This window comes from Streptomyces sp. NPDC051133 (assembly GCF_040682635.1).
In the GTDB taxonomy this organism is placed as follows: domain Bacteria; phylum Actinomycetota; class Actinomycetes; order Streptomycetales; family Streptomycetaceae; genus Streptomyces.
In genome coordinates this window covers 416,100-433,847 of sequence record NZ_JBFBBK010000001.1, presented here as the reverse complement: position 1 = coordinate 433,847, position 17,748 = coordinate 416,100, and the positions used below count along the sequence as shown (strand labels likewise).

At 70.9% G+C, this 17,748-nt stretch carries 19 protein-coding genes and 1 pseudogene; 11 read left to right on the top strand and 9 right to left on the bottom strand.

The genetic code is table 11. From position 1 onward, the window contains the following. Positions 1-10: 10 nt before the first annotated feature. On the top strand, positions 11-1,702 hold the full coding sequence (locus AB0N17_RS02005) for an amidohydrolase (protein ID WP_366009101.1): 1,692 nt from the start codon (positions 11-13) through the stop codon (positions 1,700-1,702). Next, positions 1,695-3,176, top strand: a complete 1,482-nt coding sequence (locus AB0N17_RS02000; RefSeq protein WP_366009100.1) for an APC family permease — start codon at positions 1,695-1,697, stop codon at positions 3,174-3,176. Before AB0N17_RS02005 ends, AB0N17_RS02000 begins: the two co-directional genes overlap by 8 nt. A 264-nt stretch (positions 3,177-3,440) precedes the next feature. On the opposite strand, the gene AB0N17_RS01995 is transcribed toward AB0N17_RS02000, so the two are convergent. Continuing rightward, on the bottom strand, positions 3,441-3,647 hold the full coding sequence (locus AB0N17_RS01995; protein ID WP_190016681.1) for a cold-shock protein: 207 nt from the start codon (positions 3,645-3,647) through the stop codon (positions 3,441-3,443). A 264-nt stretch (positions 3,648-3,911) separates the two neighbouring features. Between AB0N17_RS01995 and AB0N17_RS01990 the strand changes: the two genes are divergently transcribed. Both AB0N17_RS01990 and AB0N17_RS01985 read left to right on the top strand, forming a co-directional pair. After that, the gene (locus AB0N17_RS01990; protein ID WP_366009099.1) at positions 3,912-4,850 is read left to right on the top strand and encodes a MerR family transcriptional regulator; all 939 of its coding nucleotides are present in this window, start codon (positions 3,912-3,914) and stop codon (positions 4,848-4,850) included. A 548-nt stretch (positions 4,851-5,398) separates the two neighbouring features. Then, the gene (locus AB0N17_RS01985) at positions 5,399-5,770 is read left to right on the top strand and encodes a hypothetical protein (RefSeq protein WP_366009098.1); all 372 of its coding nucleotides are present in this window, start codon (positions 5,399-5,401) and stop codon (positions 5,768-5,770) included. 27 nt (positions 5,771-5,797) lie between these two features. Here the strand turns inward: AB0N17_RS01985 and AB0N17_RS01980 are convergent, their stop codons facing one another. Further along, positions 5,798-6,259: a pyridoxamine 5'-phosphate oxidase family protein gene (locus AB0N17_RS01980; RefSeq protein ID WP_366009097.1), complete on the bottom strand. Its 462-nt coding sequence runs from the start codon at positions 6,257-6,259 to the stop codon at positions 5,798-5,800. A 165-nt stretch (positions 6,260-6,424) separates the two neighbouring features. On the opposite strand from AB0N17_RS01980, the gene AB0N17_RS01975 reads away from it, so the two are divergent. The 6 genes and pseudogenes from AB0N17_RS01975 to AB0N17_RS01950 all read left to right on the top strand — a co-directional run bounded on the left by AB0N17_RS01975 (position 6,425) and on the right by AB0N17_RS01950 (position 11,472). Next, positions 6,425-7,522, top strand: a complete 1,098-nt coding sequence (locus AB0N17_RS01975; RefSeq protein WP_366009096.1) for a PP2C family protein-serine/threonine phosphatase — start codon at positions 6,425-6,427, stop codon at positions 7,520-7,522. Between the two features lie 257 nt (positions 7,523-7,779). Next, positions 7,780-7,998: pseudogene (locus tag AB0N17_RS01970) on the top strand (HAMP domain-containing protein); the annotation flags it as partial. 338 nt (positions 7,999-8,336) lie between these two features. Further along, a complete protein-coding gene (locus tag AB0N17_RS01965) occupies positions 8,337-9,005 on the top strand; it encodes a DedA family protein (protein ID WP_366009095.1) in 669 nt (222 codons plus the stop codon). Then, the gene (locus AB0N17_RS01960) at positions 9,002-9,340 is read left to right on the top strand and encodes a hypothetical protein (RefSeq protein WP_366009094.1); all 339 of its coding nucleotides are present in this window, start codon (positions 9,002-9,004) and stop codon (positions 9,338-9,340) included. The genes AB0N17_RS01965 and AB0N17_RS01960 overlap by 4 nt, the downstream gene beginning before the upstream one ends. A 78-nt stretch (positions 9,341-9,418) precedes the next feature. Further along, positions 9,419-10,087, top strand: coding sequence for a response regulator transcription factor (locus tag AB0N17_RS01955; RefSeq protein WP_366009093.1), 669 nt, complete (start codon positions 9,419-9,421; stop codon positions 10,085-10,087). Further along, complete coding sequence (locus tag AB0N17_RS01950) at positions 10,084-11,472, top strand: HAMP domain-containing sensor histidine kinase (protein WP_366009092.1); 1,389 nt, start codon at positions 10,084-10,086, stop codon at positions 11,470-11,472. The genes AB0N17_RS01955 and AB0N17_RS01950 overlap by 4 nt, the downstream gene beginning before the upstream one ends. A gap of 76 nt (positions 11,473-11,548) precedes the next feature. Here the strand turns inward: AB0N17_RS01950 and AB0N17_RS01945 are convergent, their stop codons facing one another. From AB0N17_RS01945 to AB0N17_RS01935, 3 genes are all read right to left on the bottom strand, one after another. Then, positions 11,549-11,737: a hypothetical protein gene (locus AB0N17_RS01945; RefSeq protein WP_366009158.1), complete on the bottom strand. Its 189-nt coding sequence runs from the start codon at positions 11,735-11,737 to the stop codon at positions 11,549-11,551. Between the two features lie 138 nt (positions 11,738-11,875). Next, a complete protein-coding gene (locus AB0N17_RS01940; protein ID WP_366009091.1) occupies positions 11,876-12,967 on the bottom strand; it encodes a GAF domain-containing protein in 1,092 nt (363 codons plus the stop codon). Between the two features lie 167 nt (positions 12,968-13,134). Continuing rightward, entirely contained in the window at positions 13,135-14,346 is a 1,212-nt protein-coding gene (locus AB0N17_RS01935; protein WP_366009090.1) for a PP2C family protein-serine/threonine phosphatase, read from the bottom strand. 113 nt (positions 14,347-14,459) lie between these two features. Here AB0N17_RS01935 and AB0N17_RS01930 point away from each other — a divergent pair, with 113 nt between their 5' ends. Further along, on the top strand, positions 14,460-14,996 hold the full coding sequence (locus AB0N17_RS01930) for an isochorismatase family cysteine hydrolase (RefSeq protein WP_366009089.1): 537 nt from the start codon (positions 14,460-14,462) through the stop codon (positions 14,994-14,996). 45 nt (positions 14,997-15,041) lie between these two features. Here the strand turns inward: AB0N17_RS01930 and AB0N17_RS01925 are convergent, their stop codons facing one another. The 4 genes from AB0N17_RS01925 to AB0N17_RS01910 form a co-directional block, all read right to left on the bottom strand. Further along, positions 15,042-15,443: a hypothetical protein gene (locus AB0N17_RS01925; RefSeq protein WP_366009088.1), complete on the bottom strand. Its 402-nt coding sequence runs from the start codon at positions 15,441-15,443 to the stop codon at positions 15,042-15,044. Between the two features lie 470 nt (positions 15,444-15,913). Then, the gene (locus tag AB0N17_RS01920) at positions 15,914-16,366 is read right to left on the bottom strand and encodes a hypothetical protein (RefSeq protein WP_366009087.1); all 453 of its coding nucleotides are present in this window, start codon (positions 16,364-16,366) and stop codon (positions 15,914-15,916) included. Between the two features lie 35 nt (positions 16,367-16,401). Further along, complete coding sequence (locus tag AB0N17_RS01915; RefSeq protein WP_366009086.1) at positions 16,402-16,728, bottom strand: hypothetical protein; 327 nt, start codon at positions 16,726-16,728, stop codon at positions 16,402-16,404. Continuing rightward, the gene (locus AB0N17_RS01910; protein ID WP_366009085.1) at positions 16,725-17,039 is read right to left on the bottom strand and encodes a hypothetical protein; all 315 of its coding nucleotides are present in this window, start codon (positions 17,037-17,039) and stop codon (positions 16,725-16,727) included. The genes AB0N17_RS01915 and AB0N17_RS01910 overlap by 4 nt, the downstream gene beginning before the upstream one ends. Positions 17,040-17,748: the final 709 nt, after the last annotated feature.

The following is a 17,748-nucleotide window of genomic DNA, read 5'->3' as shown; positions in this document are numbered from 1 at the left end:
GAGGACCACCATGCTCGACACCCTGATCACCGGCGCACGCGTGCGCACCTTCGACGACGCCCGGCCGTGGGCCGGCGCCGTCGGCATCACCGGCGGGCGCATCGCCTTCGTGGGCGAGGAGACGGACGCCCCCGCGGCCCGCGAGCACCGCCGCCTGGACGGCGGCCTGCTCACCCCCGGCATCATCGACAGCCACAACCACCTGCTGCTCGGCTTCGACCCCGACGCCGTCAGCCTGGAGGGAGCCGACACGCTGGAGGAGGTCCGCCGCCGCCTCGCCGAACTCGCCGGCGCGCGCCCGGACCTGACCTGGATCTGCGCCGAGAACGCCGTCTACTCGGTGGTCCACGGCCGCCGCCCCCACGCCCGGGACCTGGCCGGCATCACCTCCCGCCCCGTCTTCGTCACCACCTACGACCAGCACTCGGTGTGGCTCAACGACGCCGCCGTCCGCGCGCTGGGTCTGGACGACGGCGGGGACATCCCCTGGGGCCGCCCGGAGCGGGACGCCGACGGCCGCGCGACCGGGTGGGTCACCGACTTCTACACCAGTGCCATGACGACGGCGGGTCTGGCCGGCCTGCAGCGCGACATCCCCATGTACTCGCCGCAGCGTCGCTACCGCAAGCTGCTCGGCAGCCTGGAGATGGCCACCGCCGCCGGCATCACCACCGTGGTCGAACCGCAGGTCCCGCTCGCGGAGATCGACCTGTTCCGGCGCGCCCGGGACGAAGGACGCCTCAGCTCCCGCGTCATCGCGGCGCTCTTCCACCCCATGGGCTCCGACGGCGCGTTCCGACGGCAGCTGCGCGCGGCGGCCGACGCCGCCCCGGGCGGCGACCGGCTGGCGTTCGGCCCCGTCAAGCTCTACGCCGACGACGTGATCGAACCCCACAACGCCTGGATGCTGGACGACTACGCCAACCGGCCCGGCCACCGCGGTCACCCCTCGGCGCCGCTGGGCGAACTCACCCAGGTCGTCACCGAACTGGACCGCCTCGGCTTCCAGACCCACACCCACGCCACCGGCGACGGCGGCATCCGCCTCGCCCTGGACGCCGTCGAGCACGCCGCGCGCGCCAACGGCACCCGCGACCGCCGCCACGGGATCGTGCACGTCGAGTGCCTCGCCCCTCAGGACCTGCCGCGCTTCGCCCGGCTCGGCGTCACCGCGGCCATGCAGCCGCGCCACTGCTCCCCGGACCTGGTGGCCGGCACCTGGATGGAGAACGTCGGCGAGGCCCGCTGGGACCGGGCCTGGCGGCTGCGTTCCCTCATGGAGTCCGGCGCCCACGTGGCCCTCTCCAGCGACTGGCAGGTGGGAGAGATGGACCCGCTGGTCGGCGTCTACTCGGCACTGACGCGGGCCGGACTGGACGGCAAGGACGCCTGGACCCCGGCGGAGCGCCTGGGGCTCGACGAGACGCTGCGCGGCTACACCGCCGAGGGCGCCTGGGCCTGGCACCGGGAGGACGAGTACGGCGTCGTCCGCGAGGGCGCCAAGGCCGACCTCGTCGCGTGGTCCGAGGACCTCTACGCGCTCGAGGCGGACCCGGCGGCGCTGCTGCAGCAGCGGGCCGAGATCACCTGGGTCGGCGGCGAGGTCGTCCACGAGGCCGCCACGGCGCGCGCCACCGCCGGCCACTACGGCGCGCTCACCTCCTGTTCCGCCCACACCGAAGGCGGTCACGCCCATGTCTGACGTCTCCTCACAGGCCTCCGAGGCCTCCGAGGCCTCCGACGCCTCCGCGGCCGGCTCCGGGGACACCGCCGCCACCGCCGGCCACACCCACGGCACCGCCGGCCACACCCACGGCACCGCCGGCGGCGCACGGCTGCGAGGCGGCGCACGGCTGCGAGGCGGCCTGAAGCTGCGCCACATCGTGTTCCTCGGCCTGGCCTTCATGGCGCCCCTGGCGGTGTTCGACACCTTCGGCCTCGTCTCCGAAGCGACCGACGGCCATGTGCCGCTGGCCTACCTGGCCGTCCTCGTCGCGGTGGGGCTCACCGCGCTCAGCTACGCGCGGATGGCCCGCCGCATCACCTCCGCCGGATCCGTGTACACCTACGCCGGCAAGGCGCTCGGGGCGCCCGTGGGCTTCCTGGTGGGCTGGTCCGCCACGCTCGACTACGTCCTGCTCCCCATGCTCAACGCCCTGCTGGCCGCGATCTACATGGGCGCCGTCCTCCCCGCCGTCCCGGCATGGGTGTGGGTGCTGTCCACCGTGGTGATCTGCACGGCTTTGAACCTGGTGGGCGTGCAGTTGGCCGCCAAGGTGAACGTGGCGCTCGTGATCGTCCAGGCCGGGGTGGCGGTCGCGTTCCTCGTCTTCGCCGTGCGCGCCGTCGTCACCCACGGCCGGTCCTTCGGGACCACCGGGTTCGGCCTGACCACGGTCGCGCTGCCCGACCTGTTCGGCGGCGCGTCGCTGCTGGCCCTGTCCTTCCTGGGTTTCGACGCCGTCTCCACGCTCTCGGAGGAGGCCGAGCGCCCGCGCCGGGACATCCCCCGGGCCATCCTGCTCATCGTGGCCGCCGCCGGGGTGTTCTTCCTCGCCATCACCTACGTCATGCAGACGCTCTTCCCGGACGTCTCGGCCGTGGGCGACATCGTGGGCGCCTCGCCGGAGATCGCCCGGTACATCGGCGGCGCCGCGTTCCAGACCGTCTTCGTGGGCGGTTACCTCACCGCCGTCCTCGGGTGCGGCCTGACCCAGCAGATGAGCGCGGCACGGCTGCTCTTCGCCATGGGACGCGACGGCATGCTGCCGCGCGCGGTCTTCGGGCGGATCGATCCGCGCACCGGCGTCCCCGCCGTCAACGTGGTCATCGTGGGCCTCATCGCCGCCTCCGCCGTCTTCCTGGACCTCGGCAGTGCCGCGTCGCTGATCAACTTCGGCGCCTACGTCGCCTTCGCCGCGGTGAACCTGGCGGTGATCGGCTTCTGGGTCCGCGACCGGCGCGCGGGGCGGGCGGACGCGCGCGGGCCCGCCGCCGCCGTGCTGCAACTGCTGCTGCCGGCCCTCGGGTTCGTCGTGAACGTGGCCCTGTGGATCAGCCTGGACACCCCGGCCAAGATCGTGGGCGTCGTCTGGGCGCTGGCGGGCGTCGGCATCCTGGCCCTGCGCTCGGGCGGATTCCGCCGCCCGATACGGACACCGGACCTGGCGGAGTGATCCCCCTCGCCGTCATGGGCCGGCGGCCACGCCACGGTTCGGCTCGGGCACCCCGGCGCACGCGAACCCCCTGCCTGCCGCAGCGTCCGGCAGAAGTTCGCCGACTTCCCCGCTCTGTGGGCGTCCCACCTTCACATCGGTCCCTGAGCCCATAACTCCCAGGGCCCGGGGAACTGAGCGGGGCTCGGTCAGCTCACCAGGGGTGCGCAACAGACAGTCGTGGCCCCCGGAGAAAGCTCCGGGGGCCACCGGTCAGGCGCCGGGTCAGGCGACGACCGTGATGTTCTCCGCCTGCGGGCCCTTCTGGCCCTGCGTGACGTCGAAGGTCACGGACTGGCCTTCCTGCAGCTCACGGAAGCCGGAAGAGTTGATGTTGGAGTAGTGCGCGAAGACGTCGGGGCCCCCGCCGTCCTGCTGAATGAAGCCGAAGCCCTTCTCGGCGTTGAACCACTTCACGGTCCCGCTGGCCATGCGTTTACCTCTCGGTTGAGCCGGGTCCACACCGTGCGGACCCGCGGTGATTGCCCTGATCGCACCGCACCGCGCAACAAAACGCCCGCACCTGGTGGTACGGGCAGGGACGGCGACCACGACAACCACAATGACGCTACACGCCGCATTCGGCCGACGCCAGAGAGAAACAGATCACCTGGGCACCGACCTGTGCAGTTCCCGCCCGGCCGGCCGGGAAATAGTCTTGAGTCTCCAGTGGCTGGAGACAGCAGAGTGGGGGCCATGGACGTTACGACCCTCTACTCGATCGGGGAGCTTTCCCGGCGGACCGGCTTGCCCGTGCGGACGATCCGGTTCTACTCCGATTCGGGGGTGGTAGCGCCGACCACCCGAAGCCCCGCCGGCTATCGGCTCTACGACCTCGACGCACTGCTGCGCCTGGAACTCGTCCGTACTCTGCGCGAGCTGGGGATGGACCTGCCCACGATTCGACGGGTACTGGACCGCGAGCTCTCGGTGGCGGAGGTCGCCGCGGCGCATGCCGACGCGATGGACGTCCAGATCCGGACGCTGCGACTGCGTCGGAGCGTTCTGCGAGCCGTGGCCGGACGTGGGTCCACTCCCGAGGAGACCAAGCTCATGCACAGGCTCACGCAGTTGTCCGGCGACGAACGCCGACGTCTGATCGACGATTTCGTGGAGGGCACCTTCGGCACGGTGGATGCCGACCCGGCCGCGGTGGCGATGGTCCGGGCCGCCACTCCCGACCTCCCCGACGATCCGACCGGCGAGCAGGTCGCCGCGTGGGTGGAACTCGCCGAGCTGGTCGGCGACGAGGATTTCCGTGCCCGGATGCGCCGCACGGCCGTGCACCAGGCGTCCGGGCGCACGCTCGGCATCGAGAGCGACGCCGGTGAGGAGTTGATGGAGTTCACCCGTCAGAGGGTCGCCGACGCCATGGAGTCGGGCATGGACCCGCTCAGCGACAGGGCGGCACCCGTCGTCGACGACCTCGTGCACCGCTTCGCCGGGGCGTTCGCGCGCATCCCTGACACGGAATTCCGGGACTGGCTGGCGCGGGAGTTCGAAGTGGCGCACGATCCCCGGGTGGAGCGGTACTGGCGGCTGGTGTGGATCGTCAACGGCTGGCAGGTGGTTCCGAACCTGCTCCCGGTGTACCCCTGGCTCGTCCAGGCCCTGCGGCACGACCGCGCCGCATAGTCACCGGACGCAGGAGCCCCGCTCGGAGTACGCCGGTACCTGGCGGCCGGCCGCCCGCGTCCACCGTGCGTCCGAACGGGTGATGCCGCACACGCGGACGGAGCCGTGCAGGCCGAACGGGTGATGTTCCGCCGTCTGGACGTGCGCCCGAGTGACGGCGGACCGCGGCGGCTCGTGCACCGTCGGGTGTCGGCGGCCACGAGCGCCGGCACCCGATGCCCGCACCGGTCGGCGCCCTCTCGTTCACTCACCGTCATCGTCGGGGGTGCGCGGCCGCACACCTGCACATAACGTCGCAGGTGGGGGCCAGCCAGGGAGTGGACATGAGCCGAACCAAGCGCAGCAGCACCCTCAGCACGGCACGCAGGCGGGCACCGGGGATCGCGTCCCGCATCGTGACGGCGCCGACTGGATCGACTGCACCGACCGCACCCAAACCCGAGCGGCCGCGGCCGGCGCCCGCCGGTGATCACACGCTCCCGCACGCTCCCCCGCGCGGGTCCACCCGGATACGCATATCCGGGGCCAACCCCTGGTCGGTCACGCTGATGAGCTTCCTCCTCCTGGGGAGCCTGGGTGTGTGCGTCCTCGGCGCCGTGTTCGCCGCGTCGGTGGTGATGGACATCGTGGCCCCGGGCCAGGGGCCGGCACCGTCGCAGACGCTGGTCGTCGCCACCGTGGTCGTCGCACTGGAGGTCCTCCTGGGCACCGTCGTGGCATGCCTGTGCGGCTTCATGCACAACTACACCGCGCGGTTCAGCGGCGGCGTCGAGGCGATGCTGACCGACGACCTCGGCGATCCGGCACCGGCACCGGCAGGTATCCAGGGGGAAGAAACGCAAGATCCGCACGAAGCGCACGAAGCGCACGAAGCGCACGAAGCGCAGGAAGCACCGGCTCCGGCCGACATCCCCAGGTGACAGCTACGGCACCGGACACGGTGGCCGCTATTCCAGCCACGTCCCGTCGCGCATGATGACTCTGCCGCGCAGCTCCGGCTCGCCGCGCCAGGCGCGCACGTTCTTCGGCACCACACGCACATAGACGAAGGAACCCTCCTCCGCGCGCGGGTCCCACCCGAACTTGGCGGCGAACTCCTCCGCCGCGCCTGCGGGCACGTCCTGCTCCAGGAAGCACTCCGCCTCACCCTGGAGAAGCACCACATCGAAGGTGTCGGGCAGCGCCAGGCGCACGCGCGGCTCCTCGCGGACGTCCCGCACAGTCGCGGAAGCGGCACCGGTGCACATCCACACCGCCCGCCCGTCCCACGAGAACCACAGCGGCACCTGGTGCGGCCCGTGATCAGGATGTGCCGTCGACACCCAGACATCCCGCTCCGTGACGAGCCGCTCCAGCGTGTCGCGCCTGCGCTCCTCCGCCCGGCGGCGAACGATCCCCGTGGTCTGCATGAGCGCCGACCTCAGCCAGCGGGCTCGCAGCGTGCATGAGGCGTAAGACCTACTCCTGGCGACCGACGAACCCCTCGGTCCGGGGGTGGCGGGCCGGTCCGGGCAGGCGGCCGACTCCGAGTCGCCAGAGCGCTATGCCGCAATCGCGTAGATATTCTGTGAAGTGTGATCGAGTCTGGACGGCTGCGGCTCCAGCGCCGCCACGGCCGGGGGAGGCTGGTGCGGCTGTCGCCGGTCATTCTGACCGTCGTCATCGCCGGACTGGCCTACGCCACTCCCCCGGAGATGGCCTTCAGCCGCCTCCTGCCCGCGGCACCGGCCCTCGCCGCGGCCATGTGGCCGGTGCTCCCCACCGTCCTGCTGGGGACGGTCTGCCTCTTCCTGATGATCGGTCTCAGCCTCGTGTTCCCCGGTCTGGGGACCTGGTGGACGGCCGCGGGGATCATCGCGGTCACCGTGGCGGCCGCGTACGGAAGTCACGTCAGGCTCCAGCGGGAGCGGACCCTCTTCCAGGTGCGGCTCGTCGCCGACGCGGCGCAGCAGGTGGTGCTGAGCCCCATGCCGCGCCGCTTCGGGAGCGTGGAGATCGAGTCGCTGTATCTCGCGGCGGCGGCGGAGGCCCGTATCGGCGGGGACTTCTACGAGGTGGCCGACACGCCGTACGGGGTGAGGCTGCTCATCGGTGACGTGCGGGGCAAGGGCCTGCCGGCCGTGGGGGCGGCCGCCGCGATCGTCAACGCCTTCCGGGAGGCGGCCTACGGCGAGGCCGACATCGTCGGCGTCGCGCGGAGGCTGGATGCCAGCAGCACCCGTTACAACGCCGCCTTTCCCCCCGAGGGGCGGATGGAGCGCTTCGCCACCGCCCTTCTCGTCGAGATCCCCCATGCGGGCAGGCGTGTCTCGGTCCTCAACTGCGGGCACCCCCCGCCGCTGCTCCTGAACCACGGGAAGCTCCGTGCCCTCGAACCCACGGCCCCCTCGCCGCTGCTGAACCTCGCGGAGCTGATCGGCGATCAATACAACGTCGACACCTTCGACTTCGCCCCCGGCGACCTGTTGCTCCTCTACACCGACGGAGTCGCCGAAGCCCGAGCCGGCGACGGCGAGTTCTTCCCACTGGCGGCCTGGATGCGCCGACAGCCCCCGACGGCGCCCCACGAGCTGCTCACGGCACTGCACCGCGACCTGCTGCACTACAGCAGAGGACGCCTCGACGACGACATCGCCGCCCTCGCCGTACGCCTGAGTGAACCGTCGGAGTAGGAACGGCGGAGCGGTGGGACCGCCTTCAGCCCCTGCCGGGCGGACCTTCGCCCGCCTGCACGGCTTCCGCGGCCTGCGTATCCGCTGGAGGTTCCGCTCAGCTGGTTCTCATCATGAGGCCGCACACTGCGACCACGGATGAGCGCCTCCCGGCTGAGCGTGCCGACGGACCAGGCGATGCATCCGTCCATCGGCGGTGAAGGAACATGCGGGGGCTCCACAGATGAGGAATGCGTTCAGACACCTGAGCCTGCGTGGTCGACAAACCGCTGAACAATCTCGCTCTGTGGCTGCTGGAATTCGCGGGAGTCGGCATCGTCGGTGCCGCAACGGCCGGTGTCGCGATCAGCCGCAGCGGCCTGAAGCCGGTGGAGCAGCTGACCCGCGCGGCCGAACACATCGCCAGAACAGAGGATTTGGCGATCCGCATTCCCGCCGACGGCGGCGATGAGATCGCCCGGCTCTCCCAGAGGTTCGCCGATGCCGGTCATGAGTTGCGTACGCCGCGGGCAGGAAACTCCCCGAGAAGGAGATGGGCGGTCTGCTCGACTCGGTCGAGTCACAGACCGGGGAAACGAGTCAGACACCACCCGGACACCCGCTCCGGACACCCCGCCCGGACTACGCGTGCGGTCGACGGGGCGGCGCATCGTGCCGGGCCACCGCCCGGCGACCCAGGTTCACCCCTCGGTGGCAGTGCTTCAGGTCACTGACAGCCGTTAGGTCGGCAGGAACATTCACCGCTCGTCATTCGTCTACAGTTCACTGAAGCGTCTACACGTCTGTAGTCACCCCCTAGGAAGGCCCGGGTCCCATGACCACATCGCTGCACCTCGCCTCGCAGCTGGCCGTCAACGTGCTGGACGCCCGGTCCCTGCTCACCGCGTTCGGGGTGCTGGGCGTGGGCGTGGTGCTGTTCGCGGAGACGGGGCTGCTGGTCGGCTTCTTCCTCCCCGGGGACTCGCTGCTGTTCACGGCGGGGCTGCTGTGCACCGGCTCGGCGGATCAGGCCGTCCACCTCTCGCTCGGACCGCTGCTGGTCGCGGCGGCCTTCGGCGCGCTGGCCGGCGCGCAGTGCGGATACCTGCTCGGCCGGAAGGCGGGCGGGGCGCTGCTGGCCCGCAGCCGCTCGACCCGCCTGCGTGAGGGAGCGCAGCGGGCCGAGGAACTGCTGGAGCGGTACGGATACGCGAAGGCCGTCGTCCTGGCCCGCTTCGTGCCGGTGGTGCGGACGGTGCTCAATCCGATGGCGGGCGCGCTCGGTGTGCCGGCCCGCACGTTCACCGTCTGGCAGGTGATCGGCGGGCTGGTGTGGAGCCTCGGCCTCACGCTCGCCGGCTACGCACTCGGCTCCTCGATCCCGAACGTCGACCGCTACCTGCTGCCCCTGGTCGCGCTGATCGTCGTCGTGTCGCTGATCCCCCTGCTGGCCGAGGTCCTCCGCTCCCGCCGGACCGCCGGGACACGGGAGGAGCGCGGGTGATACCGGCCTTCGACGGGTCCTCGGCCGACGGGCCCGGCGACCTGGACGCCGTGGGCCCGTCCCGTCGTGCGCCCGGCAGGCTGGACGATCCGGTGCCGTCGTGGTCGACGTACGGACTCGCACTGTTCGCCGTCCTGGCGGCCGTCGGCCGGTGGCCCGCCCGGCGGGTGGCCCCCGCGGCCACGGCGGGGGCGCTCGCGGTACCGGTGGCCGTCGTCGCTGCGGACGGCGTCGACTCCGCCCTGCCGCTGACGGCCTCGGCGCGCGGACGGTCGGAGACGGCGGCCCGGTGGATCGCGTCCGGGCGACCGCGTCCGCTGCTCGTCGCCCCGTGAACCAGTGGTGAACCAGCCTTGAACCGACCGTCTGCCGTCCGCCCGACCGGCCGCGTGGCCGAGGAGCCTCTGGAGATCATGCGTCACAAGATCCTTGTCGTCGAGGACGATCACGCCCTGCGGGACGTGTTGCGGCGCGGTCTGACCGAGGAGGGCTTCGAACCCCTCCCCGCCTCCGACGGCGCGACGGCTCTGCGGCTGGCCACGGCCGAGGTCGCGGCGGCGGTCCTGGACATCGGGCTGCCCGACGCGGACGGACGTGACGTGTGCCAGGCCATGCGCGCCAACGGTTTCCTCGCTCCCGTGATCTTCCTGACCGCCCGGCATCAGCTCACCGACCGGCTGTCCGGGTTCTCCGCCGGTGGCGACGACTACCTGCCCAAGCCCTTCCACCTCGCCGAGCTCGCGGCACGGCTGCGAGCCGCCGTCAGACGCGCCGCGCCGACGTCCACGGCCACGGCCACGGCCGGGGACCTCGTCCTGGACGCGGTCGGGCACAGCGCCACGGTGCGCGGTGTCCGCGTCGCGCTGACCCCGACCGAGTTCCGCCTGCTCGCGCCGCTCGTCGCCGCGGCGGGCTCCCACGTGCCGCGCCGCGAGCTGATCAGAGCAGCCTGGCCCGAGGGCGCGCGGGTGACCGACAACACCCTGGACCAGTATCTGTCGCGGCTGCGCCGCAAGCTGCGCGAGGCGGGCAGCGTGCTGACGATCGGCACGGCACGCGGGATAGGACACCACCTGTCATGACCTCCGACCGTGTCCTGCGCCGCGTGGCGCCCCGCACCCTGCGCGGCCGGCTCTCCCTCGTGGCGCTGACCACGGCAGCCCTGCTGATGACCGTCCTGACGGTGGCGTTCAACGTCGTGATGGACCGGCATCTGCAGCATCAGGCGGACGACGAACTGCGCAACCGAGCCGCCGCCGTCGCCACGACCGTCGACACCAGCGGTTCCCGGGCGCGCGTCCTGGAGACCTCCAACGACGGGCTCCTCGACGCGAACGTGTGGATCTACACCGGCACGAAGCTGCTCGAAAGGCCTCCGTCGACCGTGGCCGGCAGCCCGCTGGCCCGGGCCGCCGACCGGCTGGCCGCCGACCCGCGCCGGACGCCGGCGTGCACGACCGTCGACGCACACGGTGACCAGCCCGTCCGCCTGTGCTCCCGGCCCCTGCACGGCCGTCACACCGCCGCGACCGTCGTCACCGCCCTGGACCTCGGCCCGTATCGCAGTTCGGCCGACACCCTGCTGCTGGGATCACTGGTCCTGGACGCGATCATGCTCGCCTGCACCTATGTGCTCACGCGTCTCGCCGTCGGCCGGGCGCTGCGACCCGTACGGACCATGACCGACCAGGCCACGCAGTGGAGTGCCGTGGGCTCCGAGGAGCGGTTCGGCGCCGAGGAACACCCCGCCGAACTCGCCCGCCTCGGCGCCTCCCTCGACACGCTCCTCGATCGCATCCGCACCGTCCTGCGCCACGAGAGGCAACTGACCGGCGAGCTGTCGCACGAGCTGCGTACGCCCCTGACCCGGATCGTCATCGAACTCGACCTGTGGCGGGCCCGCACCCGCTCGGAGGCCGAGACCCGCGCCACCCACGAAGTGATCGCCGAGGCCGCCCAGGAGATGCGCACGATCTGCGACACCCTCCTGAACGACGCCCGCGACAACGCCCTGAAGCCGCCCACGGCGCCCGGAACGACCGACGTCGTCCCCGTCCTGGACGGCATGGTCCGACGCCTGGACACACGAGGCCGGGTGAAGGCGGCGGTCGAGAGCGAGGCCGGGGTACTGGAGGCCGGGGTCGCGCCCGCGCTCCTGGAACGCATCGTCAGCCCCTTGCTGGCCAACGCCGTCCGCTACGCCCGCTCCGTCGTCACCGTCACCGCCCGCCCGGGACCCGGCGCCGTGCGGATCGACGTGGTCGACGACGGCCCCGGGGTGCCGGCGGCGTTCGCCGGTGAGCTGTTCCAGCCCGGCCGCCGTGCCGACGACGGCGACGGCCACGACGGCGCGGGTCTCGGGCTGCCGCTCGCACGACGCATCGCCCGAGCCGTCGGCGGGGAGGTGTCCCACGATCCCGCGCACCTGCCCGGAGCCAGGTTCACCGTCACCCTGCCCGCCGCCTGACGTGGCCGGGACGCTGTGCGACAGGGCACCCGCCGGCCGCGGCGGATGCCCTGTGAGGTGAACGGACTTCAGCGGCTCAGGCCGTACGCCCCCGAGCCGGCTCCGGCTCCGCCTGCGGCCCCGGCTCGGAGACGTCCCTGCGGGTGACGGACAGGTGGACGACGAGCCCGAGGATGACCGCCAGGAACAGGGCACTGGTCACGACGGTGCCCAGGCCGACGCCGCCGTCGCCGGTGGGCTGGGAGAGCGTAGTCGCCGATGCCACGCGGCACCTGAACGCATCCTGACCACCGCCGTGGGCCACAGCCTCACGCCGCATGGATCAGGAGCCGAACGCCTGGGTCGACCGCCCCGGTCGACGGCTTCAGTCCACCGTTTCAATCGACGGCTTCAGGCGACGGCTTCAGTCGACCGCCGGGTGTCGCGTGCCGTTGCCGTTGCCGTTGCCGTTGCCGTTGCCGTTGCCGTTGCCGTTGCCGTTGCCGTTGCCGTTGGGATGGACCTCCAAGGTGTAGACCGCGTCACGGCTGGCGCCCTCCCAGTTGAGCCAGACGCGCACGTTGACGGCGCCGGCGGCCGGAGCACCGTGGATGTCCCATTCGTCCCGCAGTTCGTCGGCGACGAGGGACGCGGCGTACGCGGCGTCCTGGTGGGGGTTGAAAGCCGTGATGCTTCCACGCCACTGGTTGGGGTGGATGCCGTAGGTGCGCCACCCGTCGGTGCCGTACGGCTCGTCGACCCGGTACGCCCACTGCGTCGTCCAACTCGGGGCGCCCGTCCTGTCGAGGAGCATCAGGCGCTGCTCGGGGGTGGTGCCGTTGCCGTCGTGGTCGGACGGATGACCGTCGACCCCTTCTCCGGTCAGGTGCCGTGCGATGGACTCCCCCGCGAGCTGCGCGTAGAGCTCCATGATGCGGAGGTCTTGATCGGACGGCCGGCCGGGCTGTGACATATGAGTCGAGATGATGCCGATCAGCTGTCCTGTGTGATCGACCAGTGGTGTCGACTGGACCGAACGGACGCCTGCGGCACGGAAGATCTTCTGATGAGGGGTGAGGACCGGGTCCTCACGGACGTCGACCGCGACCGCCTGCATCCCTTGCCAAGCGGCCCGTCCGCAGACGGAGCGGTCGTCATGGACCACCGCGAAGTGGTCGAGGAACTCGTGCCGGAAACCACACTGGGTCACAAGGACCAGCGCGTTGTCGCGCGGGTCCACGAACTGGATGTTGCAGAACTCGGCGCCCAGGAGCGTCATCGCTCCGGAGGCCACCCGTGGCAGCGCGACGGCCAGCTGAGGGGCCTCGTGCAGTTCTGCCGCTTCGTCCTGCAAGTTCTTGAGGGCGGATGGTTCATCGAGACTGAGGGCGACCCACGCAGCGAGCTGGTCGGCTCTGCGGGTGGTCGTCACCTTGCGCGCCGGCCCTGGCCGCGCGGAACGATAGGAGGCCGTGACCTGCTCGAGCGGCCTCGCGAGGTTGCGGGAAGGGCTCATGTGCACCACACACCCTCGATCCGGTGCCTTTGCCACGAGTTTACGTCTTGCCCGCAGCCCTGGACAGCCGGGCTTTCGGAGCCTGGCTCGCCGTGACGGGCAGCCATGACGGCAGCCATGACTGCAGCCATGACGGCAGCCAAGACGGCAGCCGCCCGGCGCCCGCGTCAGCGGCGGCCCTCGGGGTGCCATTCGAAGAGCAGGATCGTCGTGTCGTCCCTCAGCTGGTTGCGCTGGTGGTCGAGAATGGCGTGGATGAGCAGCCGCAGCACCTCGGCCGGGCGCTGGCCTGCGGCGGAGGATCGGATGATGAAGTCGGTGAACCGGTCCAGACCGAACTCCGCGCCGTCCGCGTCGCGCGCCTCCACGACCCCGTCGGTGTAGAGCAGGACGCAGTCGCCCGGTTCCAGTGTCGTCTCGTGCACCAGCCGGTCCGCCGGGGCCAGCGGGCCCGCCAGACCGATCGGCGGCTGCGGCGGGCTGTCCAGCACCCCGTGCAGCACCTGCTCGGCACGGATCAGCAGCGGTGGCGGGTGACCGCAGTTCACCCAGCGCAGCACCCCGGTCTCGGCGTCGAGCCGGCACAGCACGCCGGTGCAGAACTGGTCGGGCAGCCACTCGGCGAGCGCCTGGTCCACGGCGCCGACGGAATCGGCCAGGTCACCGCCGCCGCGGCGGGCGTTCCGCGCCGCCGCCATGGCGACCGACGTGGTCAGGCCGGCGGTCAGGTCGTGTCCCATGGCGTCGAGGATCATGGTGTGCAACAGGTTCTTGATCACTGAGTGGTCGAAGGCGTCTCCGGCGATCGCGTACGCCGGTTCCATGACCGCGGTCGACACGCATCTCCTGCTGCCGATGGTGCGGGGTGGCAGGAAGGCCCGCAGCATCTCGGCGGGCAAGGCCATGGTCGCGCTGCGGGTGCGGGCGGTGAGCCAGTCGCTGTAGGCGCGCTTGGAGGTGATCAGCATGGCGAACAGATGGGCCAGCATCCGGCTGCGGCGCAGCAGCACGTCGTCGAGCGAGGTGGTCCGCACTGCCAGCACGCCCAGCCGCTCCGCACCGTCGACCAAAGGCATCCAGACGAGCACCTGCTCGCCGGCGTCGGTCATCCGGGGGGAGATGGTGCGGTACGCCGAGCCGGCCGGCGAGTCGGCCACCGACACGGGGTCCAAGGCCTCGTCGAGGGGCACGAGCAGTCGCTGTTGCAGGTCGACGAGGTAGATCAGCGCGGTGTCCAGGCCGAGGGCCGAGGCGCACCGGTTCGCCAGGGCGGGCAGTTCCACCGGCAGTGCCGTCTGCGCCTCGCAGAGCAGTTCGTCCAGCCGGCTCTCGTCCACGGCGATGTCCGGACGGGCGGACGTCCGCGGTGGGTCCGACACGGGATCACCCCTTCCGAGCCCAGTGTCACACCGCCGCATGCCTCTCTCATTTCGGCACCGGCGACGGATACCCCGACGGGCGACCGGTCGGCGGAGGAGGGACACTTGATCCCGTGAGCAAGGCCGCCCTGATCGTCATCGACATGATCAACACGTATGACCACGACGACGCCGAACTGCTGCTCCCCTCGGCCGGTGCGGTCGTGCCGGTCATAGCCGATCTCGCGGGGCGCGCACGACGCTCCTCGATACCGGTCATCTACGTCAACGACAACTTCGGCGAGTGGCGCTCACACCACGGAGAGCTGCTCAACCATGCCCTCGCGGGGCCGCACGCCCACCTCGTCGAACCCCTGAAGCCCGACGCGGACTCCCTGTTCGTCCTGAAGGCCCGCCACTCGATCTTCTTCGAGACCCCGCTGGAGTACCTGTTGCGGCAGCAGGGCATCGAGCAGCTGGTGCTCTGCGGCCAGGTCACCGAGCAGTGCGTCCTCTATTCGGCCCTCGATGCGCACATCCGTCACTTCCAGGTGATCGTCCCCGAGGACGCGGTCGCGCACATCCACGAGGACCTCGCTCAGGCGGCGCTGCGGATGATGGAACGGAACATGGGCGCCCGCGTGTGCACGAGCCGGGACCTCTGGGCCTGACGGCACGCCGCCCTGGCCTCTGCAGGGCAGCGGGGCCGTACGGGCTCAGCGCAGCTCCACCTCCCAGTCACCCGGGTTGCCGGCTTCGTCGCCGCCGGCCGGGCAGCCGTCCATCCAGGTGCCGAAACCCGTGGGGTCCTTGCCTTCGGTCGACCAGCCGGCGTGCGTGAACGTCGACAGGTCGGCCACATAGCCGGAAGAGGTGGCGATCCGCAGGGGCAGATGGACGGAGACAGTGCGCCCGTGGATGACCGGCCGGACGTCAACGGTTCCACCGATGACGTCATTCGACCCGTACACCTCCACACTCCACCGGGAGTTCAGCCACATCACGCTGACAGCCGGTTCGTCCATGTCGTCCGCTCCGTCTCCCAGCCACGTGTAGTAGTCCGCGTCGGAGACACCCGAGCCGCGTCGGGGCGGCTCGGCGGCGAGGGTGTAACTCACGGTGACTCCACGGCTGTTGCGCACCACGCTCGCCTTCTTGATGCGGAGGTATTCGGGTGCCGGCGCCGACGGGTGGGTGATCCTTCCCCCGTCAGCCGTGAAGTCCAAGTTCCCGGCCACACCGGTGCAGGTGGCTGACACCTGGGGAAGAGGGCGGGGGGAACGCCTGGTCGGGACGTGCGGGGGCGCCGGGGAAGTAGCGGTGGATACGGGTGCGGCCGACGCATGCGCTGCCGCACCACCGGCGTCGGTTCCCCTGCCGAGGGCGATGACCGCGGAGCTGGCGCATGTCACGGCGAGCAGGGTCCCCAGGCGTCGGACACGGCGCGGGGAGAGGAAGGGCGCAGGCAAGGTGCTGGGGCTCCAGTTGTGTACGTGGGATCACGGCGATCACGGTCACCGGGGCGGGCGTTCGGACGGGCCGGGGTGCCGGCGGCGAGGACGGTCGGGGAGCCGGTCGTTCTCGGCTCTCACTTCGTGCGGGACATGGCCGCGTCCGACGGCGCGTCGTCGTCCGCCGTGTGGGGCTCCTCGCCCCCTGGAGACCTCACGCCGTGATGTGCCGCGTACGCGACCGCGGACGCGCTGCCGAGTGCGAGCAGCAGCGCCACGGTCCCCGTTCCCCACCCCTTCGCGAGGACGACGACGGGGGCCGCCGCGGCCACCGCGGTGAGGGCCGCGGTGATCCACGCCTCGAGCTGACGGGACGGCACGAAGGGGCGCTGTTCACCCCACACGCGCACGATCGCCCACGCGAGCGCGGGAACCGCCAGCATGTACCCGGCGAACCACGCCCATCGCCACTCGGCGACCACCCACATGACGGCCGTCCACACCAGCCAGCAGACCAGGGTGACGGCAGCCAGGACGAGCAGGGCGGCGCAGCCCACCGCCGAGCCACTGTGGTTGCCGGAACGAGCCATGTTTCCTCGGTTTCGAAGGGTGTCGAATGCGGCGCCTAGCCGCCGTTGACCAGGGCACCGAGAATGAATCCTGCTGCCATGCCGGCGATCGAGAGGATCAGAGCGAGGGCCGCGTGAGGTTCCTTCTTGTTCAGAGCCACGGCCGACAGCACGATCGCCACGGGGCCGAGGACGATGGGGAGGAGGAAGAGAGAGACCGCCGCGCAGGCGAACGCTCCCCACACCAGGCTCGCCGACCTCCCTCCGCCGGGCTCGCCGTAGGTGGTTCCGCACTCGGGGCAGAACGTCTTCGGCGTCTGGGCGAGGGTCCCGCACGCGGAGCAGAGTTTCGTCGGGGCCTGCCAGGAAGGTGTCGCGCTCATGCGAGACTGCCCTTGGCCACTGAGAGGATCTTCTTGTTGGGGCTGCGGAACAGAGCAAAGATGTTGTCGACGTGGGCAGTTGAGCACAGCGTCAGCTGCGTATGTCCGGCCTGGGCCGCCGGCACCGCGGTGATCACCAACTCTCCCCAGGTCGGATACTTTCGATAGGTGCCGGTCACCTGGCCGAGGACCATCCCCGTCTGCACGTTCTTGAACCCTGCGGCCATGAGGCCCTTGGCACACCGAGTGAGCCATTCGTCGCGCTCGCCGGCGACGACGAGCACCTCTTCCATGCTTTTGCGGATTGCCACTGAAGCCCTCCAGGGGACGAAACGTGAGACCGGCGAAAGGGTGACTGGTGAAAGCGTGACTGGTGAAAGGGGCGTGGGCGTGCCGCCGCGAACCCGATGACTACCGGCCGATCGCCGGCCTGGCGAGCGACTCGTCGCGCGTCGGCTGCCCGATGACAGACCGCACCGACCGCTGCGGCGCCAACCGCCGGGAGCGGTCAGGCGGTACCGCTGGTGACGACTAAGCGCACACGCGTCTCCGCGTGGGCCGCTTGCCCGTCTCCCGTCATCAGACTCTCCCCGCAGACCAAGAAGGTGAGGAACTTGCGATGGATGTGTATATCACGCAAGTAGTTGAAGTGGGAACATGATCGCGACCGGGGGCGTCCGGACCTCATCACCCCCTGACCTGCCGAACCTCGAGTCCGTCGACACCGACTCCGGTCAGTCGAATCGTTGGCCAGAACTGTGTAAATTTCAAGTAATCCTGGCGGTGGCACGCGCCGCGTCCGCCACCCCACCGCGGGCACCGAGGACCTCCCTTGAGAGGTCTAGACCGCTAACGCGAGCGAGTCACCAGGGCACGCCCTCCACGTGCGAAAACGCTTGATGAATCAACGAACCCGGTGCGTCCGGAAGCGAGACGGCGGGCAGATGACGGCAACTCCCCAATGCGCGTTGCGCGTTGTAGCCCACCACTGAACGCCGTCTTCACATTTCGATCACACAC